General features: G+C 68.7%; 22 protein-coding genes. 7 read left to right on the top strand and 15 right to left on the bottom strand.

Annotated elements, in window-relative coordinates; translation table 11 throughout:
- Window positions 1-111 precede the first annotated feature (111 nt).
- A complete protein-coding gene (locus ACG01O_RS12240; protein WP_394384915.1) occupies window positions 112-1,044 on the top strand; it encodes a LysR family transcriptional regulator in 933 nt (310 codons plus the stop codon).
- Window positions 1,045-1,089: 45 nt separating this feature from the next.
- Here ACG01O_RS12240 and ACG01O_RS12245 read toward each other — a convergent pair whose 3' ends face one another.
- The 10 genes from ACG01O_RS12245 to trpE form a co-directional block, all read right to left on the bottom strand.
- Window positions 1,090-1,251: a hypothetical protein gene (locus tag ACG01O_RS12245; protein ID WP_394384917.1), complete on the bottom strand. Its 162-nt coding sequence runs from the start codon at window positions 1,249-1,251 to the stop codon at window positions 1,090-1,092.
- A gap of 196 nt (window positions 1,252-1,447) precedes the next feature.
- Window positions 1,448-2,134 (bottom strand): uracil-DNA glycosylase, encoded by a 687-nt coding sequence (locus tag ACG01O_RS12250; protein ID WP_394384918.1) that lies wholly within the window; start codon window positions 2,132-2,134, stop codon window positions 1,448-1,450.
- 163 nt (window positions 2,135-2,297) lie between these two features.
- Window positions 2,298-3,092, bottom strand: a complete 795-nt coding sequence (gene trpC, locus ACG01O_RS12255; protein ID WP_394384919.1) for an indole-3-glycerol phosphate synthase TrpC — start codon at window positions 3,090-3,092, stop codon at window positions 2,298-2,300.
- Window positions 3,089-4,126, bottom strand: coding sequence for an anthranilate phosphoribosyltransferase (trpD, locus tag ACG01O_RS12260; RefSeq protein WP_394384921.1), 1,038 nt, complete (start codon window positions 4,124-4,126; stop codon window positions 3,089-3,091). The genes trpC and trpD overlap by 4 nt, the downstream gene beginning before the upstream one ends.
- A gap of 4 nt (window positions 4,127-4,130) precedes the next feature.
- Window positions 4,131-5,183: a low-specificity L-threonine aldolase gene (gene ltaE, locus ACG01O_RS12265; protein WP_394384922.1), complete on the bottom strand. Its 1,053-nt coding sequence runs from the start codon at window positions 5,181-5,183 to the stop codon at window positions 4,131-4,133.
- Window positions 5,180-5,764 carry an anthranilate synthase component II gene (locus ACG01O_RS12270; protein ID WP_394384924.1) on the bottom strand — a complete coding sequence of 195 codons (585 nt, stop codon included), beginning with the start codon at window positions 5,762-5,764 and terminating at the stop codon, window positions 5,180-5,182. Before ACG01O_RS12270 ends, ltaE begins: the two co-directional genes overlap by 4 nt.
- A 336-nt stretch (window positions 5,765-6,100) precedes the next feature.
- Window positions 6,101-6,511, bottom strand: a complete 411-nt coding sequence (locus ACG01O_RS12275) for a hypothetical protein (RefSeq protein ID WP_394384926.1) — start codon at window positions 6,509-6,511, stop codon at window positions 6,101-6,103.
- A 17-nt stretch (window positions 6,512-6,528) separates the two neighbouring features.
- The gene (locus tag ACG01O_RS12280) at window positions 6,529-7,671 is read right to left on the bottom strand and encodes a porin (RefSeq protein WP_394384927.1); all 1,143 of its coding nucleotides are present in this window, start codon (window positions 7,669-7,671) and stop codon (window positions 6,529-6,531) included.
- Window positions 7,672-7,742: 71 nt separating this feature from the next.
- Window positions 7,743-9,254, bottom strand: coding sequence for a methyl-accepting chemotaxis protein (locus ACG01O_RS12285; protein WP_394384929.1), 1,512 nt, complete (start codon window positions 9,252-9,254; stop codon window positions 7,743-7,745).
- 184 nt (window positions 9,255-9,438) lie between these two features.
- Complete coding sequence (trpE, locus tag ACG01O_RS12290; protein ID WP_394384931.1) at window positions 9,439-10,926, bottom strand: anthranilate synthase component I; 1,488 nt, start codon at window positions 10,924-10,926, stop codon at window positions 9,439-9,441.
- 278 nt (window positions 10,927-11,204) lie between these two features.
- Between trpE and ACG01O_RS12295 the strand changes: the two genes are divergently transcribed.
- Entirely contained in the window at window positions 11,205-11,810 is a 606-nt protein-coding gene (locus tag ACG01O_RS12295; RefSeq protein WP_394384933.1) for a chalcone isomerase family protein, read from the top strand.
- A 15-nt stretch (window positions 11,811-11,825) separates the two neighbouring features.
- On the opposite strand, the gene gph is transcribed toward ACG01O_RS12295, so the two are convergent.
- On the bottom strand, window positions 11,826-12,482 hold the full coding sequence (gph, locus tag ACG01O_RS12300) for a phosphoglycolate phosphatase (RefSeq protein WP_394384935.1): 657 nt from the start codon (window positions 12,480-12,482) through the stop codon (window positions 11,826-11,828).
- A complete protein-coding gene (alaC, locus tag ACG01O_RS12305; RefSeq protein ID WP_394384937.1) occupies window positions 12,479-13,696 on the bottom strand; it encodes an alanine transaminase in 1,218 nt (405 codons plus the stop codon). The genes gph and alaC overlap by 4 nt, the downstream gene beginning before the upstream one ends.
- Before the next feature lie 97 nt (window positions 13,697-13,793).
- On the opposite strand from alaC, the gene ACG01O_RS12310 reads away from it, so the two are divergent.
- The 4 genes from ACG01O_RS12310 to ACG01O_RS12325 all read left to right on the top strand — a co-directional run bounded on the left by ACG01O_RS12310 (window position 13,794) and on the right by ACG01O_RS12325 (window position 20,039).
- On the top strand, window positions 13,794-14,702 hold the full coding sequence (locus ACG01O_RS12310; protein WP_394384939.1) for a carbohydrate kinase family protein: 909 nt from the start codon (window positions 13,794-13,796) through the stop codon (window positions 14,700-14,702).
- The gene (locus ACG01O_RS12315) at window positions 14,699-15,631 is read left to right on the top strand and encodes a pseudouridine-5'-phosphate glycosidase (protein WP_394384941.1); all 933 of its coding nucleotides are present in this window, start codon (window positions 14,699-14,701) and stop codon (window positions 15,629-15,631) included. Before ACG01O_RS12310 ends, ACG01O_RS12315 begins: the two co-directional genes overlap by 4 nt.
- 83 nt (window positions 15,632-15,714) lie before the next feature.
- On the top strand, window positions 15,715-16,947 hold the full coding sequence (locus ACG01O_RS12320; RefSeq protein WP_394384943.1) for an efflux RND transporter periplasmic adaptor subunit: 1,233 nt from the start codon (window positions 15,715-15,717) through the stop codon (window positions 16,945-16,947).
- Window positions 16,944-20,039, top strand: coding sequence for an efflux RND transporter permease subunit (locus tag ACG01O_RS12325; RefSeq protein ID WP_394384945.1), 3,096 nt, complete (start codon window positions 16,944-16,946; stop codon window positions 20,037-20,039). Before ACG01O_RS12320 ends, ACG01O_RS12325 begins: the two co-directional genes overlap by 4 nt.
- 10 nt (window positions 20,040-20,049) lie before the next feature.
- On the opposite strand, the gene ACG01O_RS12330 is transcribed toward ACG01O_RS12325, so the two are convergent.
- Genes ACG01O_RS12330 through ACG01O_RS12340 form a run of 3 tightly spaced genes read right to left on the bottom strand, consistent with a single transcriptional unit; the run spans window position 20,050 to window position 21,835 of the window.
- Window positions 20,050-20,526, bottom strand: coding sequence for a low molecular weight protein-tyrosine-phosphatase (locus ACG01O_RS12330; RefSeq protein ID WP_394384947.1), 477 nt, complete (start codon window positions 20,524-20,526; stop codon window positions 20,050-20,052).
- A 5-nt stretch (window positions 20,527-20,531) separates the two neighbouring features.
- A complete protein-coding gene (gene rpe / locus ACG01O_RS12335) occupies window positions 20,532-21,218 on the bottom strand; it encodes a ribulose-phosphate 3-epimerase (RefSeq protein ID WP_394384949.1) in 687 nt (228 codons plus the stop codon).
- An 11-nt stretch (window positions 21,219-21,229) separates the two neighbouring features.
- Complete coding sequence (locus tag ACG01O_RS12340) at window positions 21,230-21,835, bottom strand: TetR/AcrR family transcriptional regulator (protein ID WP_394384951.1); 606 nt, start codon at window positions 21,833-21,835, stop codon at window positions 21,230-21,232.
- A gap of 143 nt (window positions 21,836-21,978) precedes the next feature.
- On the opposite strand from ACG01O_RS12340, the gene ACG01O_RS12345 reads away from it, so the two are divergent.
- The gene (locus tag ACG01O_RS12345) at window positions 21,979-22,839 is read left to right on the top strand and encodes a fasciclin domain-containing protein (protein WP_394384953.1); all 861 of its coding nucleotides are present in this window, start codon (window positions 21,979-21,981) and stop codon (window positions 22,837-22,839) included.
- The last annotated feature ends 21 nt before the right edge of the window (window positions 22,840-22,860 follow it).

Genomic DNA, 22,860 nt, shown 5'->3' on the forward strand with positions numbered 1-22,860 from the left:
ATTGACGCCTTAGGGATAAACGCCCCAGAAAGTGACTCACTTTTCCTTAGCGTGGAACAATGAAGTCATCCCTTCTCGTCTTGGGGCCTTTCACGGCCCGCTGGAGCTGCCATGGACCGTCTCACCGCGATGCAAGCCTATGTCCGGGTCGTCGAGGCCGGCACCTTCACCAAGGCGGCCGACTCGCTGGACCTGCCCAAGGCCACGGTCACGCGCCTGATCCAGACGCTGGAAACCCACCTGCGCACCAAGCTGCTGAACCGCACGACGCGCCGGGTCACCGTCACGCCCGACGGGGCGGCCTACTACGAGCGCGCCACGCGCCTGCTGAGCGACCTGGAGGAACTGGAAGGCAGCATGAACCAGGCGCGGGTCACGCCGCGCGGGCGCATCCGCATCGACGTGCCCGGCGTGGTGGGGCGCGAAATGATCATTCCCCACCTGCCGGACTTCTACGCCAAGTACCCCGACATCCAGATCGAGCTGGGCGTGAGTGACCGCACGGTGGACCTCATCAGCGACAACATCGACTGCGTGATCCGCGGCGGCGAGCTGACCGACCAAAGCCTGGTGGCGCGGCGCATTGCCGAGTTCCGCTTCATCACCTGTGCCACGCCCGAGTACCTGCGTCGGCACGGCACGCCCACCCACCCCAGCCAGCTGATGGAGGCGCCGCACCGCATGGTGGGCTACTTCTCGGCGCGCACGGGCAAGGTGATGTCCGACACCTTCGTGAAGGGCGAGGAAACCGTGGAGGTGGCGGGCAACCACCTGCTGGCCGTGAACGACGCCAGCGCCTACATGAATGCGGGCCTGGCCCACCTGGGCGTGATGCAGCTGACCTGCTTCATGGCCGGGCCGCTGGTGCGCAGCGGCGCGCTGGTGCGCGTGCTGGAGGACTGGGATGCTGAAGCCATCCCGGTCTATGTGGTGTACCCGCCCAACCGCCACCTCAGCAGCAAGCTGCGGGTGTTCGTGGACTGGGTGGTGGAGTTGATCGGCCGCGAGTCACTTGGCGGCTTGAAGATGCGTTGCGCGGCCTGAGGCCGCGCGGGTGGCAGGGCGAACGGGTCGGTCGACTCGGGCGGCTCAGGCCGGCTCGCAAGCGGTGATGGCGCTGGAGCCCACCGCCGCCTGGCTGAGCTCGTCGGCACTGACCGGTGCGCTGAGCGCGAGCATCATGCCCGCCGCCAACGCCGTGACGGCCGTCGCGGCAGTGATCAGGGTGAAGAGGGATCGGGGGGTGTTCATGGTGACGCTCCTGGGCCGGCGCCTTCGCCCTCACGATGGGGACGGGGTGTGCCGACAGGTTGTCACTGTAGGAATTGCGCGCCCGGAGAAAAAGCCGGTGCCATAGAACGGCGAGTTGCTGCGGGCGGAACAATCGACCGCGCGAAGCGCCCGAAGAGGCGGCCGCAAAAGTGACCGCTCAGCCCCGTTCAGCCCCTCAGCCTCGAGCCGGCGCCCCGCGCCCGCGCGCTTCCAGCCAGGCCTTGGCCTCGGAGAAATGCCCACAGCCGATGAAGGGCCGCGGCGGCTTCAGCGCCGACAGCGGCGAGGGGTGGTTCGCCTTGAGCACCAGGTGGCCTTGGCCGGCGGCGTCGATCAGCGGCGCCTTGGCCTGCGCGTAGTTGCCCCACAGCATGAACACCTTGGGCGCCGGGTCTTCGGCCGCGGTGCGAATGAGCGCGTCGGTCAGCTGCTCCCAACCCTTGCCGGCGTGGCTGGCCGCCTGGCCGTCTTCCACGGTCAGCACCGCATTGAGCAGCAGCGTGCCGCCCTCGGCCCAACGCACCAGGCTGCCGGTGGGCGGGAAGGGCTTGCCGAGGTCGCGCTGGATCTCCTTGAAGATGTTGCGCAGGCTGGGCGGAAAGGGCACGCCCTCAGGCACGCTGAAGGACAGGCCCTCGGCTTGGCCGGGGCCGTGGTACGGGTCCTGGCCGAGGATGACGACGCGGGTTTGCGACAGCGGCGTCAGCGTCAACGCGCGCAGCGGCTCGGGCGGGTAGATGGTGGCGCCGGCGGCATGGCGCTCGGCCAGGTAGGCCAGCAGCTTCTGGCCGACGGGCGACGCCGCCCAGGCGTCCACGACGGGGCGCCAGTCGGTGTCGGGAAGTTGGAGAGGCAGCTTCATGTCGTTGGCGCCGTGAAATTTGCGGGCCGAGCGCCGGGCCGCTCCCAAGCCGGCCCACCATGGCGATGTGCTTGGCGGTCAATCCGCCAAGCGTCGCCGTCCCCTCGGGGGACCGACCAGACTCGCTCGCGTTCAGCGTAGCGAGTTTGGGCGAGGGGGCGCATCATGCGAACAGGGTCGCCAGGGCCAGGCCCGGGTCGGGCTGGCGCATGAAGGCCTCGCCCACCAGGAACGCGTTCACCTGCGCTTCGCGCATCCGCTTCACATCGGCCGCGCCCAGGATGCCGCTCTCGGTCACCAGCAGCCGGTCGGCTGGCACGCGGGGCAGCAGGTCGAGGGTCGTGTCCAGCGTCACGTCGAAGGTGCGCAGGTTGCGGTTGTTGATGCCCACCAGCGGGGTCTTGAGCTTCAGCGCCCGGTCCAGCTCGTCGCCGTCGTGCACTTCCACCAACACGTCCAGGCCGATGGCGTGGGCGGCGGCTTCGAGATCGGCCATTTGCGAGTCGGCCAGGCAGGCGGCGATCAGCAGGATGCAGTCCGCGCCCATCGCCCCGGCTTCCATCACCTGGTACTCGTCCACCATGAAGTCTTTGCGCAGCACCGGCAGCGCGCAGGCGGCACGGGCTTCTTGCAGGTAGGCGACGGAGCCTTGGAAGAAGCGCTCGTCAGTCAGCACCGAGAGGCAGGCCGCGCCATGGCGGGCGTAGCTGTCGGCGATGGCGGCGGGCCGGAAGTCGGCGCGGATCACGCCCTTGCTGGGGCTGGCCTTCTTGATCTCGGCAATGACACCGGCCTGGCCGGCCGCGAGCTTGGCGAGCAGCGCACGCTCGAAGCCGCGCTGCTCGCCTTTGCGGCCCTCGGCTTCGTCACGCAGCGAGGCCAGCGAGCGGCGCGCCTTGGCGGCGGCGATTTCTTCCCACTTGACCTCGACGATCTGCTTCAGGATGTCGGCGCTCATGCGGCACTCCCGAGGCCCTGGGTGGCCTTGACGAAGGCGTCCAGCTTGGCGCGGGCGGCGCCGCTGTCCAGCGCCTGGCGGGCGCGTTCGATGCCGTCGGGCAGGCTGCTGGCCACATTGGCCGCGTACAGCGTCGCGCCGGCGTTCAGCAGCACGATGTCGCGCGCCGGGCCGGCTTGCCCGTCGAGCACGCCAATCAGCATCTGGCGCGACTGCTCGGGGCCTTCCACCTTGAGGCTGCGGTTGCTGGCCATCTGAAAGCCGAAGTCCTCCGGGTGCACCTCGTACTCGCGGATGGCGCCGTCCTTCAACTCGCCGACCAGCGTGGTCGCGCCCAGCGAGATCTCGTCCATGCCGTCCTTGCCGTAGACGACGAGGGCATGCTCGGCGCCCAGGCGCTGCAGCACGCGCACCTGGATGCCGACGAGGTCGGGGTGGAACACGCCCATCAGGATGTTGGGTGCGCCGGCCGGGTTGGTCAGCGGGCCCAGGATGTTGAAGATGGTGCGCACGCCGAGCTCGCGGCGCACCGGGGCGATGTTCTTCATCGCCGGGTGGTGGTTGGGCGCGAACATGAAGCCGATGCCGCACTCGGCCACGCTGGCAGCCACCTGGCGCGGCGTGAGCTGGATGTTGGCGCCCAGCGCCTCCAGCACGTCGGCGCTGCCGGTCTTGCTGCTCACACTGCGGTTGCCGTGCTTGGCCACCTGCGCGCCGGCGGCGGCCGCCACGAACATCGAGCAGGTGGAGATGTTGAAGCTGTGCGCGCCGTCGCCGCCGGTGCCCACCACGTCCACGAGGTGGGGCAGGGGGCCGAGCGGCACCTTGTTGGAGAGTTCGCGCATCACCTGCGCGGCAGCGGTGATCTCGCCGATGGTTTCCTTCTTGACGCGCAGGCCGGTGATCAGCGCGGCGGCAATGACGGGCGACATCTCGCCGGCCATGATGCGGCGCATCAGCGTCAGCATCTCGTCGTGGAAGATCTCGCGGTGCTCGATGACGCGGGTGAGGGCTTCGTTGTCGGTGATCGGCATGGCTTCAGGTCTTCTCGAAGAATTCGCGGGCAGCCGCGATGGCACGGTCGATGCCGGCGGCATCGACATCCAGGTGGGTCACGAAACGCAGGCCGATGAGGCCGGTGGCCAACACGCCGCGGGCCTTCAGGTGCTCCAGCAGCGCGGCGCCCCGGCCGCCCTCGACCTGGGCGAACACGATATTCGTCTGCGGTGGCGTGACCGTGACGCCCGGCAGCGCGGCCAGGCCGTCCGCCAGCCGGCGGGCCAGCGTGTGGTCGTCGGCCAGGCGGTCCACGTGGTGGGTCAGCGCATGGTCGGCCGCGGCGGCCAGCACGCCCACCTGGCGCAGGCCCCCGCCCACCATCTTGCGGATGCGGTGGGCCCGCTGGATCAGCTCGCGCGAGCCCACCAGCATGGAGCCGATCGGCGCGCCCAGGCCCTTGCTGAAGCAGATGGACACCGAGTCGAACGGCCGGGTCAGGTCCGCCACCGTGCGGCCGGAGGCCACGGCAGCGTTGAACAGCCGGGCGCCGTCCAGGTGCGTGGCCAGGCCGCGGCTGTGGGCCAGGTCGCAGGCGGCTTCGGCATAGCCCGTGGGCAGCACGTTGCCGCCCCAGGTGTTCTCCAGCGCCAGCAGCCGCGTGCGGGCGAAGTGAGGGTCATCGGGCTTGATGGCGGCGGCGATGTCGTCGAGCTTGATCGTGCCGTCGGGCTGGTTGGGCAGGGGTTGGGGCTGGATGCTGCCCAGCACCGCCGCCCCGCCGCCCTCGTAGCGGTAGGTGTGAGCCAGTTGGCCGACGATGTACTCGTCGCCCCGGCCGCAGTGCGCGAGCAGCCCGCACAGGTTGCTCTGCGTGCCGCTGGGCATGAAGAGCGCGGCTTCCTTGCCCAGCAGCGCAGCGACGCGTTCCTGCAGCGCATTGACGGTGGGGTCGTCGCCAAAGACGTCGTCCCCCACAGCCGCGCGGGCGATGGCCTCGCGCATGGCGGCGGTGGGCTGGGTGACGGTGTCGCTGCGCAGGTCCACCACGGCACCTGTGGCGCGGCCGCCGGAGGACGGTGCGTAGTCCGTCATGCGCGCAGCTCCAGGAAGTTGCGCAGCATGGCGTGGCCGTGCTCGCTCAGGATGGATTCCGGGTGGAACTGCACACCTTCGCAGGGCGTGGCCGTGCCGGCCAGCTCGCGGTGGCGCACGCCCATGATCTCGCCGTCCTCGCTGCGGGCGGTGATGTCCAGTACGGCCGGGCAGCTCGCTTCCTCGATGACGAGGGAGTGGTAGCGGATCACCGAGAAGTCTTTCGGCAAGCCGCTGAACACGCCGCGCTGGTCAGTCGTGATGGTGCTGGCCTTGCCGTGCATCTGGCGCTGCGCGCGGATGATCTTGCCGCCCAGGGCCTGACCCATGGACTGGTGACCCAGGCACACGCCCAGCAGAGGCTTCTTGCCCAGAAAGTGCTGGATGGCCTCCACGCACACACCCGCTTCGTTGGGCGTGCAGGGGCCGGGCGAGAAGACGATGTGGTCGGGGTTCAGCGCCGCCATTTCGGCGACCGTGATTTCATCGTTGCGCACCACTTTCACATCGGCGCCCAGTTCACCGAAGTACTGGACGATGTTGAAGGTGAAGCTGTCGTAGTTGTCGATCATCAGCAGCATGAAGGCTCCAGATTTGGAAACTTGCTCGGTCCGGACCGCGGCGGGTGCGCGGCGTCCGGAAGATCCCCTCGGAGGGCCCTGGCGGTGGCGGCCCGACGGGGCTCGGGCGCGTGAGGGCGTGCGTGTCTGTTGGCGGCTAGCGCCACCAACGCTGGCGCCAGGCCAGTTGCGGTTCCGAGGTCTGCTGAGTGCGCATGGGCGCGGATTGTAGGGCGGTGATTTGCCCGGGCGCTTCGGCTCCGTGCAAGCCTGCATCCACCTTGAAAAACAGGCCGCGTGCCACGGTGGGTGGCAGGCGGCCTGAGCGCGGTGTGCAGAGCGCGGTGCGGGGGGGAGTCAGCGCTTGATGATGCGCACGCCGGCGCGCGTCTTGCCGGACTCGACGTAGCCGATGCCGCCCGGCGTTTCGGCCACGTACTTCAGCACCGCGTCGTCGCCGTCGAGTTCCTGCGGCGGCTTGGCGCCGCCGGTGAACACCTGCTGGGCCCAGTAGGCCTTGAGCTGCGAGGCGTTCTTCTTGAGCACCTGGCTGCGGAAGGCGTCGGTCACGGCGCTTTCCTTCTGGTTGACCGGGCTGGCGGGCGAGCCGTCCGGGAAGGTCTTGACCTGGCGCAGAAAGATTTTGGCGGCGGCCTCGTCGTCGATGCTCACGGTGGTGGCGGCGTTCACGGCCAGCACGGGGTCGGCCAACGTGGCGGTGGCGGCACCCGTCAGCAGGGCCGCAGCGATGAAGGGAATGAGCTTCATGGGTGGGGCCTCCGAGTTCAGAACACCGTGTCCAGCGACACGGACAGCAGGCGCGAATTGCCCACGTAGGACAGGTCGGCGCCCGACATGTCGCGGAACCGGTCCCACTGCAGCTTCACGGCGGTGGAGCCGTTGAGCTCATAACGCAGCGTGGCGGAGTAGCCGCTGTCGTGCTGCTGGCCGTTGGGCGCAAAGGTGTTGCGCTCGCGGTAGTTGGTGCGGGTGATGAGGCCGGTGAAGTCGCCCACGCGGCGGCCGATGCCCAGCATGTAGGCCTGCGAGCGGTAGCTGTAGCCGTGGCGGTCGAACACGCTGTATTCGCTGCGCACCATCCAGTCGTGCCAGTCGATGTTGGCGGACAGGCCGTAGATGCGCTGCTTCTCGGCGCTCTTGGGGCTGTCGGTGGCGGGCGTCACGCGCTCGCCGGTGCTGCGGTCCCACTGCTGCACGTCGGACTGGATGTAGGTGGCGCGGGTGGTCAGCACGCCGCGCGTGAGCACCAGGTCGCCGCCGACGATGTTCTTCCACTTCACGTTTTGCGGCGTGTCGTAGTAGATGCGCTGCATCAGGTTGTTGCGGCTGTTCTCACTGCCGAAGAAGAAGTTGGCCTTGGCGGCCCAGCCCGCCCAGTCGCCGCGGTAGGTGGCGTTGGCGCCGTTGTAGTTGACGATCTCCCAGCCGTAGAGGTCGGCCGGCGGGCGCACCCAGGTGTAGGCGAAGCCCACGTCCTGGAAGTCGGAGTAGTAGTAGATCGGCAGGCGCTTGCGGCCGACCTGCACGGTCCAGCTGTCGTTCACGTCGTAGGAGGCGTAGGCCCATTCCAGGTCGGCCTTCACGCCGTCCACGCCGCGGCCCACCACCTGCGCGGTGGCCGAGAGCTTGGGGCTGAAGGTGTAGGTGCCTTGCACGCCCACCTTGCTTTCCTGCTTGGCCTGCCAGCGCTCGCTGTAGAGCGCGCCGTGGCTGTAGTCGGCGATGAAGCAGGGGCAGTCGTAGCGGAAGTAGGGCTCGGTGCGGTCACCCGAGAGCACCTTGCCGGCCACGACCGAGGCGAAGCCGGAAAGTTGAAGGGCGTCATCCGCCAGGGCGGGCGCCGTGAAGGCCGCGGCTGCGAGGCCGACGAGGCCCGTCAGCGCAAAGCGCGAATGCAAAAGCGTCATGGAAGGGTCCAGGAAGAAAAAAGGAAGGGGCGCCGCTGCAGGCCGGGCAGCGCACGGGAACGGATGCCGGGTCAGGCGCGGGCGTCGTCCAGCCGGAAGCGGCCCACGGCCACGCCCAGTTGCTCGGCCACCTGCCGCAGCAGCTGCGAGGCTTCACCCGCCTCGGCCACCAGCTTGTGGTTGTCCTCGGTGTGGCCGCTGAGTTCGGCCACCATGGTGTTGACGTGTTCGATGCCGGAGCGCTGTTCCACCGAGGCGGTGGAGATCTGATCCACGTGGTGGCCGACCTGCTTGACCGACTCCACCAGGTGGCTCATCACGGCGCCGGCCGCATTCACGTGGCGCGAGCCGTCTTCGATGCGGTCGGCGGAGTCGTCGATCAGGGTCTTGATCTCTTTGGCTGCAGCACTGGCCCGCTGCGCGAGCGAGCGCACCTCGCCAGCCACCACGTTGAAGCCGCGGCCTTGCTCGCCAGCACGCGCCGCTTCCACGGCCGCGTTCAGCGCAAGGATGTTGGTCTGGAACGCAATGCCGTCGATCAGCGAGGTGATTTCGACGATCTTGCGGGCGCGGTCGGAAATCGCGGCCATGGCTTCCACGGCGTTGGCCACGGCCCGGCCGCCTTCGTCGGCGGCGGCGCTGGCGCGGTTGGCCAGGCGCCGGGCCTGTTCGGCGCTGTCGGCGTTGCTGCGCACCGAGGCGGTCAACTGGTCGATGCTGGCCGCGCTGGCGTGCAGGCTCTGGCGCTGGCGTTCGGAGCGCTCACTGAGCATGGCATTGCCGTCGCCGATGGCGCCGACCGCGTCGTGCACGCGGTGCACGGCGTCGCGCACTTCGCCGATCACCTCCGACAGCCGGCCCTGCATGCCGTGCATCGCAAACAGCAGGCTGCGTTGGTCCGGGGCCTTGAGTTGCACCGGCACGCTCAGGTCACCTCCAGCGATGCGCTGCACGATGTGCGTGGCCTCCTCCGGCCGACCGCCCAGTTGACGCGTCAGCGCTTTGATGGACGCCAGCGACACCCCCACCGACAGCGCCAGCATCAGCAGTGACGCCCCGAGGTTGGCCGCGAAGCCGCGCTGCACCAGGGTCTGGGTTTGGGTGATGTGGCCGTCCAGGTTGGCCTGAGCCTGGGTGATCTGGGTGTCCAGGTCTTTCTCCAGCGCAGCCAGCGCGGTTTGCATGGCCTGGGCGGAGTCGCCAATTTCGTCGGCCTTGCCGGCGATCAGAAGGCCGGCGACCTTGCTGGCGGTCTGGTGGTAGGTCTCGAACGCGCTGCTCAGTCGGGCTGCATCGTCGGTGTGACCGGGCACCTCGCCATAACTCTTCAGCCGCTGGCGCAGGCGCTGGGCCTTCTCGCGCACCGCGTCCAGCGCGGCCGCGTCGGCGGCGGCCGCCGCGCTCTTGAAGCCGTCAGCCACGCTGGTCAGGTCAAAGGCCAGGGCCTGGACCCGGCTCAAAGCCACCGAGTCGCTGCGCCCGAGGTCGTCCAGCATCTGGTTGGTGGCGCGGGAATAGACGTAACTGGTGATGGCTCCGAGGGCAATGGCCAGGAGCGGCAGCATCCACAAAAGACGTTTCATCGGGTTGGGGGTTCCTCGCCACCCCGCAAGCTCGATCCGGCCTCTGTCAGGTGTGCCGAAAAATTCTAGGAAGGCCTCTCTAACCGCCAGGCGTCAAGCAGGCCCAGGGCGCGCATTAGTTGGCGGCCCTGCCCACTTTGGAACCGGTTTCACACTTGGCGTGTCGCGCAGTGGCGACCGTCGCTCAGAAACCTTCTTCCACCAACTCGGCCGCGCGCAGCAGGGCGCGGGCCTTGGCTTCCGTTTCCTGCCATTCCAGCTCGGGCACCGAGTCGGCCACGATGCCGGCTGCCGCCTGCACGTACAGCATGCCGTTCTTCACGATGCCGGTGCGGATGGCAATCGCCAGGTCCATGTCGCCCGCAAAGCTGAGGTAGCCGCAGGCGCCGCCGTAGATGCCGCGCTGCACGGGCTCCAACTCATCGATGAGTTCCATCGCGCGCACCTTGGGCGCGCCGCTGAGCGTGCCGGCCGGAAAGGTAGCCTTGAGCACGTCGAGCTGCCCCACCTCGGGCCGCAGCGTGCCTTCCACGTTGCTGACGATGTGCATCACGTGCGAATAGCGCTCGACCTCGAACGCCTGCGTCACCTGCACGCTGCCCGTGCGGGCAATGCGGCCGATGTCGTTGCGGGCCAGGTCGATCAGCATCAGGTGCTCGGCGCGCTCCTTGGGGTCGGCCTTGAGCTCGGCCTCCAGCGCCACGTCGCGCTCGGGCGTGCCGCCGCGCGGCCGGGTGCCGGCCAGCGGGCGGATGGTGACCTTGCGGCTGCCGTCGTTGGCGTGCTCTTCGCGCACCAGGATTTCCGGGCTGGCGCCCACGACCTGGAAGTCGCCGAAGTCGTAGAAGTACATGTAGGGGCTGGGGTTCAGCGCCCGCAGCGCCCGGTACAGCGCAATCGGCTCGGCCTTGAAGGGCTTGGCCAGGCGCTGGCCGATGACGACCTGCATCAGGTCGCCGGCGGCGATGTATTCCTTGGCGCGCTCCACGGCGGCCATCAGCTCGGCCTTGGAGAAGTCGCGCTGCACCGGGTGCGATTCGCTGCGGGTCACGCGCGGCACGCTCACCGAGTAATGCAGCTTGTCGCGCAACACGCTCAGCCGCTTGGTGGCCTTGAAGTAGGCCTCGGGCTGGCGCGGGTCGGCCCAGACGATGAGGTAGAGCCGCCCGGAGAGGTTGTCGATGACGGCGACTTCCTCGCTCAGCAGCAGCAGGATGTCGGGCGTGCCCAGGCCGCCTTCCTTGCGGGTGTCGGCCAGGCGCTTTTCGATGGCGCGCACCGCCTCGTAGCCGAAGTAGCCTGCCAGGCCACCGCAAAACCGCGGCAGGCCGGCCGGGATCTTGGGCTTGATGCGCTCCTGGTAGGCCGCGATGAAGTCCAGCGGGTTGCCCTGGTGGGTCTCGACCACCTGGCCGTCCGTCACCACCTCGCACAGCGTGCCGGTGGCGCGGATGAGCGTGCGCGCGGGCAGCCCGATGAAGGAGTAGCGCCCGAAGCGCTCGCCGCCGACGACGGACTCCAGCAGGAAGCTGTTGCGGCTCTGGCCGGCGCCGGCGCAGAGCTTGAGGTACAGGGACAGCGGGGTTTCGAGATCCGCAAAGGCCTCGCTGATCAGCGGGATGCGGTTGTAGCCTTCGGCGGCCAGGCTCTGGAATTCGAGTTCAGTGATCACGACATCAAACCTTGAAACAGGGGAGTTCAGGGCTTGGCGTGCAACCCGAAGGGCTTCGGGCAACGCGGAAATTGCGCGTCAGGGCGCGCCAAGCGGCATCAGGCGGAAGCGGACCAGCGACGCCAGGGCCAGGCTCCCCGGTCACTCGACCCCGTGATGTACTTGCGCGTCACGAACATGATCGAATCAGTGTATCAGCCGGGTTTTGGGCGAGCCGCGCCATACTTCGGCACACGAAGACGCCGCCATCGCGGCACATGAACAACGGAGTGAGACACATGCGCGCTTTCATGGTGGCAGCCTGCTTGGCTGTGGCCGGCCTGGTTGGGGGAGAGGCAGCCGCCCAGACGGTTGAAGTGGCCAACGTCAAGTACGAGCCCACGGCCGACTTGGCCGGGCAGAAGTTGGTGCTCAACGGCGCCGGCATCCGCTACAAGTTCGTGGTCAAGGTCTACACGGCCGGCCTGTACCTGACGCACAAGGCCGGCTCGACGGCCGAGGTGCTGTCCACCCCGGGCCCGAAGCGCATCCACATCCAGATGCTGCGCGACATCGACGGCAACGAGCTGGGCAAGCTCTTCACCAAGGGCATGGAGTCCAACGCGCCGCGCGACGAGTTTGTGAAGTGCATCAACGGCGTGCTCAAGCTCAGCGAAGTGTTCGCGAGCCGCAAGCAGCTCAACACCGGCGACAGCTTCTCGGTGGACTACGTGCCGGGCATCGGCTCCACGCTGCTCGTCAACGGCAAGACCGCGATGCCCGAGCCCATCAAGGAGCCGGAGTTCTTCTCGGCCCTGCTGCGCATCTGGCTCGGCGACAAGCCGGCCGACGACGGGCTGAAGGATGCCCTGCTGGGCATCAAGCGCGAGCGCAGCAAGCGCTGAACCCCGGGGCGGGGCTCAGCCCTGCAGCCAGCGGAGGGCGTCCAGCCGGGCCACGTGCTCGGCCGCCGGCACCGCGAGGATGTCTTCGCCGTGGTTGTAGCCATAGGTCACCAGCACCACCGGGCAGCCGGCCGCGTGAGCGGCTTCGGCGTCATTGCGCGAGTCGCCCACCATCCAGGTTGCTGACGGCGCCGTGCCCAGCGCTTCGCAGGTCTTGAGCAGCGGCAGCGGGTCGGGCTTTTTGCGCTCGAAGCTGTCGCCGCCGAACACGTGGGTGAAAAAGCCGTCCAGGCCTTTGCGTTGCAAGAGCTCGCGGGCCGGGGCGACGGGTTTGTTGGTCAGCACAGCCAGCGGCACCCCGCGGGCGCGCAGCGCCTGCAGCCCTTCCAGCACGCCCGGGTAGACGGCGGCGTGTTCCCCGTTCACCACGGCGTAGTGCTGCTGGTAGAGCGCCCAGGCGCGGTCGAACAGCGCCGGTTCGGCGCCCACGTGCGCCAGCGTCTGCCGCACGAGGTTCTCGCCGCCGCGGCCGATGGTGTGTTCGACAAACGTGCGGCTCACCGTGGGCAGGCCCAGGTCGGCCAGGGTCACGTGCAGCACGGCGACGAAGTCGCCCAGCGTGTCGACGAGCGTGCCGTCCAGGTCGAGGATGCAAGCCTGCGGGGCGCTCACTTCAGCACCCCATCGGCCTTGAACATCGCCTTGATGCCCCGCACCGCCTGGCGGATGCGCGCTTCGTTCTCGATCAGCGCGAAGCGCACGTGGCCGTCGCCGTGGTCGCCGAAGCCGATGCCGGGCGACACGCAGACCTTGGCCTTTTCCAGCAGCTGGCGCGCGAACTCCAGCGAGCCCAGTTCGCGGTAGGGCTCGGGAATGCGCGCCCAGATGTACATGCTGGCCTTGGGGCAGTCCACCTGCCAGCCGGCTTCGGTGAGGCCCTTGTAGAGCACGTCGCGGCGGCGCTGGTAGCTGGCGGCGATGTCTTTCACGCACTGCTGGTCGCCTTCCAGCGCCGCAATCGCGGCCACTTGCAGCGGCGTGAAGGTGCCGTAGTCGTGGTAGCTCTTGATGCGGGCGAGTGCGGCGACGAGGTCGGGGTTGCCCACCATGAAGCCCACGCGCCAGCCGGCCATGTTGTAGCTCTTGCTGAGCGTGAAGAACTCCACCGCCACGTCCTTGGCGCCGGGCACCTGCATGATGGACGGGGCCTCGTAGCCGTCGAACACGATGTCGGCGTAGGCCAGGTCGTGCACGACGAGGATGTCGTGCTTCTTGGCCAGGGCCACCACGCGTTCGAAGAAGCTCAGCTCCACACACTGCGCCGTCGGGTTGGACGGGAAGCCGAACACCATCATCTTGGGCTTGGGGTAGCTGCCGCGGATGGTCTTCTCCAGCTCCGCGAAGAAGTCCACCTCGCTGCTGACCGGGATGGCGCGGATGTCGGCGCCGGCAATCACCGCGCCGTAGATGTGAATGGGGTAGCTCGGGTCGGGCACGAGCACGGTGTCGCCGCGGTCCAGCGTGGCGAGCATCAGGTGGGCCAGGCCCTCCTTGGAGCCGATCGTGACGATGGCCTCGGTGTCGGGGTTGATGTCCACGCCGTAGCGGCGCTGGTACCAGTGCGAAATGGCGCGGCGCAGGCGCGGGATGCCCTTGCTGGCCGAGTAGCCGTGGGTGTCGGGCCGCTGCGCGACCTCGGCGAGCTTGGCGACGATGTGCGGTGGCGTGGCCCCGTCGGGGTTGCCCATGCTCATGTCGATGATGTCTTCCCCGCGGCGGCGGGCGGCGAGCTTGAGCTCGGCCGTGATGTTAAAGACGTAGGGCGGGAGGCGGTCGATGCGCGCGAAGCGGCGCTTGCCGCCGGAAGCGGAAGACGGAGAAGTCATTGGCTGTGTACGTCAGCGCCCGGAACCGTCCGAGCGACGTGGGCGGCGTGGCGCCGCACCGAGGCGGAAGTTAGCACGTGTTTCCTAGAATCAGGGGATGAGTTCCCTTGCCGCCCCTATCGTCTGCATCGGCGGCTTCAACATCGACCGCAAGCTCAAGCTGCTGGCTCGACCGCTGCCCGGATCGTCCAACCCCTGCGAAGCGCATGAAACGCCCGGTGGCGTGGTGCGCAACGTGGCCGAAAACCTGGCCCGCCTGGGCCTGCCCGTCTCCCTGATCGCCGCCGTGGGCGATGACGCGGGCGGCCGCATGCTGCTCGACCAGGCGGCCACCGTGGGCATCGACACCCAGGCGGTGCTGCGCCTGCGCCGCCAGTCCAGCGACAGCTACACCGCCGTGCTGGCGCCCGACGGCAGCCTGGAGCTGGGGCTGGCGGCCATGCCGCTCGTGGAGCGGCTGAACCCCTGGGCGCTGGAGGCCAGCAAGGCGCTGCGGGCCCGGGCCGCGTTGCTGGTGGCGGATGGCAACCTGCCGCATGACGCCTGGCCGCTGCTGCTGGGCGAAGCCCGGGCGGGCGGCGCGCCGCTGGTGGGCGTGGCGGTGTCTGAGGCCAAGATGGAACGGCTGCCCCACGACCTGGCCGGGCTGCACCTGCTGATCTTGAACGCCGGTGAACTGGCCTGCGTGGCGCCCGAGCCGCTGGATGCCTTTGCCGCCTTGCACGCCCGGGGCGTGGCGCGGGTGCTGGTGTCCAAGGGCGCCGAAGGCCTGCTGCTCAGCGAGCCCGAGCGTGCGCCGCGGCACTGGCCGGCGCCGGATGTGCCGGTGGTGGATGTGACCGGCGCGGGGGACGCGCTGTCGGCCGGCGTGTGTGCGGCCCTGCTGCGCAATCCGACCGACTTCGATGCCGCCGCCCGGCTGGGCCTGGACCTGGCGGCCCTGACGCTTCAAACCGTGGACAGCGTCCACGCGGAACTGACCCCTGATTTCCTGTTGAACCGATGAACGAACTGATCGAGTTTTCGCCCGAAGTGGCGGCAGCGCGGGCGCAAGGCCTGCCGGTGGTGGCCCTGGAGTCCACCATCATTGCCCACGGCATGCCGTGGCCGCAGAACCTGGACACCGCCCGCGAGGTGGAGGCCGTGATCCGCGCCGAGGGCGCGGTGCCGGCCACGATTGCGGTGATGAACGGCCGCATCCGCGTGGGCTTGAGCGACGCCGACCTGCAGCAACTGGCGCAGGCGCCGGACGCCATGAAGCTCAGCCGCCGAGACCTGCCCTACGCCATCGCCACCGGTCGGCTGGGTGCCACCACCGTGGCGGCCACCATGATCTGCGCGCAACTGGCGGGCATCGAGGTGTTCGTGACAGGCGGCATTGGCGGCGTGCACCGGGGCGGGCACGAGAGCTTCGACATCTCGGCCGACCTGCAGGAACTGGCGCGCACCCCGGTGGCGGTGGTGTGCGCGGGGGCCAAGTCCATCCTGGACCTGGGCCTGACGCTGGAGTACCTGGAGACGCACGGCGTGCCCGTGCTCTCCATCGGGCAAGACAACTTCGCCGCCTTCTTCACGCCGGACAGCGGCTTGAAGGCCGATTTCCGCATGGACGACGCCGAAGCCCAGGCGCGCTTCATTCGTGCCAAGTGGGCGCTGGGCCTGTCGGGCGGGGTGGTGGTCAGCAACCCGGTGCCGGCGGCCCAGGCGATGCCGCGTGAAGAGATCGATGCGATCACGGCCCAGGCCCTGGCGGAGGCCGAGGCGCAGGGCATTGTGGGCAAGGCGATCACGCCCTTCCTGCTCGGTCGCATCAAGGCACTGACCGGCGGGCGCAGCCTGGCCACCAACATCGCGCTGGTCAAGCACAACGCGCAGGCCGGCGCGCGTTTGGCCCGTGCCTTGCACGCTTCTGCACGGAATACGCCCAAGCCTTGAAGGGCCAGCAACCTGCGAGCAAAACACGGCGGTTAAGCTGATCTGTTTTTTCAGTCAACCCCTATTACTTTCGGCAGGCTTGCATGCGCGCAACCCCCTCTTGGATCCTTGGCGGCCTGGTGCTGGCCGTGTTGAGTGTGTTGGCGGGATGCGGTCGCAAGGACGAAACCGGCGCGCCAGCGGCGGCCGCTTCGGCGCCGGCCGGTGCCGCCAGCGCGCTGCCGCCGCAGAACGTGGGCGTGGTGAAGGTGCGGCAGGCCGATGTGCCCATCACGCTGGAAGCCAGCGGCACCGTGACCGCATTGCAAAGCGTGGACTTGCGGGCGCAAACCACCAGCACGGTGGCGCAGGTGCTGGTGAAGGACGGCCAGAACGTCAAGAAGGGCGAGCTGTTGTTCCGCTTCGACGACCGGGCCGACCGGGCCTCGCTCGACAAAGCCCGCGCGCAACTCGCGCGTGACCGCGCCAGCCTGCTGGACCTGGAACGTCAACTGAACCGCGCCAAGGAACTGAAGGCCCAGAACTTCATCGCGCAAAACGCGGTGGACACCGCCCAGGCCAACTTCGACGCCGGCCAAGCGCTGGTGCGCAGCGACGAAGCAGCCGTGCAGGCGGCGCAGGTCAGCGCCAGCTACAACGAGCTGCGCGCGCCCATCAGCGGCCGCGCGGGCATCGTGAACGTCTACCCCGGCAGCCTGGTGCAGGCCAACGCCAGCGCCACGCCGCTGGTGAACATCGCGCAGCTGGACCCGATCGGCATCAGCTTCACCGTGCCGGAAACCCAACTGGGCGCCTTGCTGGCCGCCACGCGTGCCGGCGCGCTGGACGTGGAGGCCCTGCCGCCGCCAGGCTCGCCCAAGGGCGCGCCGTCCATCAAGGGCCGCGTCTCGGCGGTGGACAACCTCGTGGACAGCAGCACCGGCACGCTGAAGGTCAAGGCCGAGTTCGACAACAAGGCCCAGTCCCTGTGGCCCGGGCAGTACCTGCGGGTGCGTGTCACGCTGCGCACACTGCAGGGCGTGACGGTGGTGCCGCAAGCGGCCGTCATCATGCGCGGCAACGACCGCTCGGTGTACGTGGTGGGCCCGGACAACACCGCCAAGCTCGTGCCGGTGCAGCTGCGCGCGAGCCTCGGTGAGCAGGTGGTGGTGGAGGGGCTGGACGCCACCGCGCAGGTGGTGCTGGAAGGCAAGCAGAACCTGCGCCCGGGCACGCCGCTGAAGCTGCAACCCAGTGGTGGAAGTGGTGCCAGCGCGGCGGGGGCCGCCTCCGCGGCCTCGGCCGCATCGGCTGCTGCAGCAGGCGCCAGCAAATGAGGTTGACCGAGCTGTTCATCCGGCGGCCGGTCATGACCGTGCTGCTGAACCTGTCTCTGGTCATCGCCGGTCTGGCGGCCTGGAGCAAGATCCCGGTGGCGGCGCTGCCGTCGTACAACACGCCGGTCATCAATGTCGGCGCCTCGCTGCCCGGCGCGTCGCCGGAGACCATGGCGTCGTCGGTCGCGCTGCCGCTGGAAAAGCAGTTCGCCACCATCGCCGGGCTGCAAACCATCTCGTCCACCAGCACGCTGGGCAGCACTTCGCTCACGCTGGAGTTCGATCCGTCCCGCAACATCGATGCCGCCGCGGTGGACGTGCAGGCCGCGCTGTTCCGGTCTTTGCGCGCGCTGCCGGCCGAGATGACCTCGCCGCCCAGCTACCGCAAGGTGAACCCGGCGGATGCGCCGGTGCTGCTGGTGGCGCTGACCTCGCCGTCCATCGACCTGACGGAGCTGAACGACTACGCGGAGAACCTGCTGTCGCCGGGGCTGTCCACCATCGACGGCGTGGCCCAGGTGTCCATCTTTGGCCAGAAGCGTTACGCCGTGCGCATCAAGGTGCGCACCGACCTGCTCAACCAGCGCAACATCACGCTGGACGAATTGCAGACGGCCGTGAAGGCCGCCAACGCCAACACCCCGGTGGGCACGCTGGACGGCGCCCGCCAGACGCTCACCATCCAGGCCAACCGCCAGCTCAAGAACGCGGCGGAGTTTGGCCGCATCGTCGTGGCCTCTCGCAACGGCGCGCCGGTGCTGCTGCGCGATGTGGCCGAGGTGCAGGACAGCGTCGAGACGAGCAAGACCTACTCCACCTACAACGGCGAGCGTTCCATCGTGCTGGCCATCCAGCGCCAGCCCGACGCCAACACCGTGCAGGTGGTGGACAAGGTGAAGGCCTTGCTGCCGCGCTACGCCGCGCAGATGCCGGCCTCCATCAAGATGGAGACGCTGAACGACCGCTCGGTGTCCATCCGCGAATCGCTGCACGACGTCTACATGACGTTGGCCCTCACCGTGGGCCTGGTGGTGCTGGTGATCTTCATCTTCCTGCGCCGCGCGGTGGCCACGCTCATTCCCACCGCCTCGCTGCCCATCTCGCTGATCGGCGCGCTCACGCTGTTGTTCGCGCTGGGCTATTCCCTCGACAACATCTCGCTGCTGGGCATCACGCTGGCCGTTGGCCTGGTGGTGGACGACGCGATCGTGATGCTGGAGAACATCGTGCGCCACGTCGAAGACGGCATGAAGCCCTTCGACGCGGCCGTGCGCGGTGCGCGAGAGATGGCGTTCACCATCCTGTCCATCTCGATCTCGCTGGTGGCGGTGCTCATCCCCATCTTCTTCATGCCGGGCGTGATCGGCCTGCTGTTCCACGAGTTCGCGGTGGTGGTGGGGCTGTCCATCCTGGTGTCGGCGGTGGTGTCGCTGACCCTCGTGCCCATGCTGTGCAGCCGTCTGCTCAAGGCCGACGAGCACCATGAAGACGGCCCGTTGGGCCGCCTGTTCGAGCGCGGCTTCACGGCCACGCTCAATGCCTACACCCGCACGCTGGACCTGGCGCTGCGCCACCGGGTGTGGGTGCTGGGCGTTGCGGGCTTGAGCTTTGTGGCCACCGTGTGGTTCTACATGGCGATCCCGAAGGGCTTCTTCCCGGAAGAGGACATCGGCCAGATCCAGGCCAGCACCGAAGCCCCGGAAGACACCTCGTTTGCGGCCATGACCCTGCTGCAGGAGCGCGTGGCCGCCATCGTGCGCAACGACCCCAACGTCAAGGCGCTGAGTTCGGCCGTGGGTGGCGGCGGGGGCGGTGGCACCAACACCGGCCGCATGTTCATCAACCTCAAGCCCCGCGGGGACCGCGAGGCCATGCCCAAGGTGCTGGAGGGCCTGCGCAAGAAGCTGCGCGCGGTGCCCGGCATCCAGGTCTACCTGCGCCCGGTGCAGAACCTGCAGCTCGGCGGCCGCCAGAGCAAGAGCCGCTACCAGTACACGCTGCAGTCGGTGTCGGCTGGCGAGCTCAACACCTGGGCCAGCAAGCTGCAGGAAAAGCTGCGCGGCGACGAACGCTTCCGCGACGTGACCAGCGACTCCCAGATGCGCGGCCTGCAGGCCAGCCTGGTGATCGACCGCGAACGCGCGGCGCTGCTGGGCGTGCAGATGCAGGACTTGCGCAACGCGCTGTACGGCGCGTTCGGGGAGCGGCAGGTGTCCAGCATCTTTGCTGAGAGCAACACCTACCAGGTCATCATGGAAGCGGGCGACGACGACCGCAACAGCGAGACCGCATTCGACAAGATCTACCTGCGTGGCAAGAACGGCGCGCAGGTGCCGCTGACGGCCTTTGCCACGGTGCAGCGCACCTTGGGCCCCACGGCCGTGAACCACCAGGGCCAATTGCAGGCGGTCACGATCAGCTTCAACCTGGCCCCCAACGTGCCGCTGGGTGACGCCACCAAGCAGATCGACGCATTCACGCAGGAGATCAAGCTGCCCTCCAGCATCATCACCAGCTACGGCGGCGATGCGGCGGTGTTCCAGGACTCGCAAAGCGGCCAGCTGCTGCTGATCGGCCTGGCCGTGGCGGTGATCTACGTGCTGCTGGGCGTGCTGTACGAGAGCTACATCCATCCGCTGACCATCCTGGCCGGCTTGCCCTCGGCGGCGGTGGGCGCGCTCATCACGCTGCAGCTGTTCGGCATGGAGCTGACCATCATCGCCACCATCGGCATCGTGATGCTGATCGGCATCGTCAAGAAGAACGCGATCATGATGATCGACTTCGCGCTGGACGTGCAGCGCAGCCACGGCATGGCGCCGGCCGAGGCCATCCGCCAGGCCTGCATCCTGCGCTTCCGCCCCATCATGATGACGACGCTGGCCGCCTTGATGGGTGCGCTGCCCATCGCGCTGGGGCTGGGGGCGGGTGCGGAGTTGCGCCAGCCGCTGGGCCTGGCGGTGGTGGGTGGGCTGATCCTGTCGCAGGCCGTGACGCTGTACATCACGCCGGTCATCTACCTGGCGCTGGACCGCTTCAGCGGCACGGGGCCGGACGAGCGCGAGGTGGCCGAGTTCGCCACCAAGGCCTGAGCGGAAGCGGTCAGGCGCGCGGCAGCAACTGCCCGTTGCGGTGCGCTTGCAGCACGCCCGACGCGGCGCGCTCGATCATGACTATGACGGCATCGAAACCGTTCACCGGGCCGAAGTAGGGGTCCGGGATGTCCTCGCCCACCAGGTCGGGCAGGAAGTCGCTCAGCAAGCGGATGCGCCCGTGCAGCTCGGGCGCAGCCTTCTTGCGCAGGCTGGCCACGTGGTCGGCCTCCATGGCCAGCACCAGGTCATGCGCCCCCAGGCGCTCGGGCTCCACGCGCCGCGAGCGCCAGCGGCGGGGCAGTTCGTACTGGTGGCGCGCCAGCGCCGCCGCGGCGCGGGCGTCCACCGGCGCGCCGCGCGGGTCGGCATGCACGCCGGCCGAGGCCACGGTCTGGAACACCTCGGTGAGCTTCTTCTTGAAGATCGCCTCCGCCATGGGCGAGCGGCAGATGTTGGCCGTGCAGACCAGCAGGACGGAGGCCATCGCGATCAGGCCGCGAGCTGCTGGCGCATGGCGTCGATGACGGCCTTGTAGTCGGGCTTGCCGAAGATGGCCGAGCCGGCGACGAAGGTGTCGGCGCCCGCTTCGGCGATTTCGCGGATGTTGTCCACCTTCACGCCGCCGTCGATCTCCAGGCGGATGTCGCGGCCGCTCGCATCGATGATCTCGCGGACCTTCTTGAGCTTGGCCAGCGACGACGGGATGAAGCTCTGGCCGCCGAAGCCGGGGTTCACGCTCATCAGCATGATCACGTCGACCTTGTCGATCACCCACTCCAGCACGTCCAGCGGCGTGGCGGGGTTGAACACCAGGCCGGCTTGCTTGCCCTCGCTGCGGATGAGCTGCAGCGTGCGGTCCACGTGGGTGCTGGCGTCGGGGTGGAAGGTGACGATGTCGGCACCCGCGCGGCAAAACGCCTGGGCCAGGCTGTCCACGGGCTGCACCATCAGGTGCACGTCCAGCACGGCGGGCGAACCGTCGGGCTTGACCGCGTGCTTGCGCAGCGCTTCGCAAATCATCGGCCCGAAGGTCAGGTTGGGCACGTAATGGTTGTCCATCACGTCGAAGTGAATCCAGTCGGCGCCGGCCGCAAGCACGTTGCGGACCTCTTCACCCAGGCGGGCGAAATCGGCGGAGAGAAGGCTGGGAGCGATGCGGTAGTGAGGTGCGGCCATGGCCGCGGATTTTAGGAGCCGAGGCCGCGGAAGCAGGTGCGCACCAGCCAATCCACGATCTGGGCGTCGCTGTAGGCGCCGCCGGCCCGCATCACGCCCAGCACCGGGTCGCAGGCGCGGGCGAACAGGGTGTAGAGCACCAGCTCGGGCGGCAGCGTGGCGTCCAGCGCCCCTTGGCCTTGCGCCTCCACGATCCACGCGCCCAGCCCATCGGTCAGCTGCATCAGCCGCTCCATGTAGGCCTTGTCGGTGGTGAGGGCGGTGCGCAGCGTGGAGTTTTGTGCCGGCAGCGAGGGCATCTGCCCGGCCAGTTGCTGGGCGTAGGTCCACCGGGCCACGGCTTGCAGGCGGCCCAGGGCGTCCAGCGGCTCGGCCTGCAGACGCGTGATTTCATCCAGCGCCCGGTCCAGCACCTTGACCATCGCCGCCGCGGCCAGTTCTTCCTTGGACGTGAAGTGCTTGTAGAGGCTCGCCTTGGCGATGCCCACATCGGCCACCACCTCGTCCACGGTCATGGCCTCGAAGCCCTTTTCGGCCAGCAGGCGGTTGACGGACGCCACGATGGCGTCTTCCCGGGCTTGCAGGACTTGTTCTCGGAAACGGGGGCGGGCTGACATGTATGAAGTTTAGGCGCTGCGCCTGCGGCCCGTACTTGTGGGTCTACTCAAGAACTTGGAAATGCGGAAATAGACCACACAGTTGACTATGTGAACTGATGAGTTCACATTTCATCCGTTCAAGTTTTGAGCGGAGTTTCTGCATGCGCCACCTGCTGTCCCCCTGGCTGCCCCGCTGGTCGGCGGCCCTGATGCCGCCGCAGCCCAGCGCTTCCGCACCTGCACCGGCGTGCAGCTGGCTGGAGCCGCTGCTGACCCGCGCCGACCTGGGCGTGTTGCTGCAGGCGCCAGCCGGCACCACCTTGCTCGCGCCCACCGACGCCGCCCTGCAGCATGCCGGCGTGCTGCCGGGCAGCGCCAGCGCGCCGGTGTTGCAGCGTTGGTTGTTGGGCCACTTGACGCTGGGCTCGCCGCGGGACGACGGGCTGCTGCCCCTGCTCGACGGCAGCCTGCTGCGCCGGGCCGAGGGCGCCGCCGCCTGGGTGGACGCCGCCGGCCACGCGGTGCAACTGCAGGGGCGCGCGTGGTGGCGCGGCACGCTGCGGGTGCAGGCGGTGGACCGCGTGCTCAGCCCGGCCCAGTTGAGCCTCTGGGAGCAGTTGCAGGCCGATCCCACCTTGGCCCGTTGGGCCGATGCGCTCACGCGCGCCGGCCTGGAGCCGGTGTTGCGCAGCGCCGGCCCGTTCACGCTGTTCGCGCCCAGCGCGGCAGGGTTGGACCGCGCTGCCGCCCGGCTGGGTTTGCCGGCTGGCGCCCTCTGGCGCGACACCGACTCGTTGCGCGCATTGCTGCTTCGGCACATCGTGCCGGGCCGTTGGACCAGCAGTGAACTGCCCTGGCCCGGGCGACTGCGCACGCTGGCAGAGGGCGAGCTGACCTTGGACGCCGTGGGCCGCCTGCGCAGCGGCGACCTGGGCGTGCCCCTGGCCCCGGGCAGCGACACGCCGTGCACGAACGGCGTGCTGCACCGCGTGCCTGAGGTGCTGCTGCCCGCCACGGGCTGACACCGCCCGTCACCTTCCCCG

This window comes from Pelomonas baiyunensis (assembly GCF_043555935.1).
GTDB lineage: Bacteria > Pseudomonadota > Gammaproteobacteria > Burkholderiales > Burkholderiaceae_C > Pelomonas > Pelomonas baiyunensis.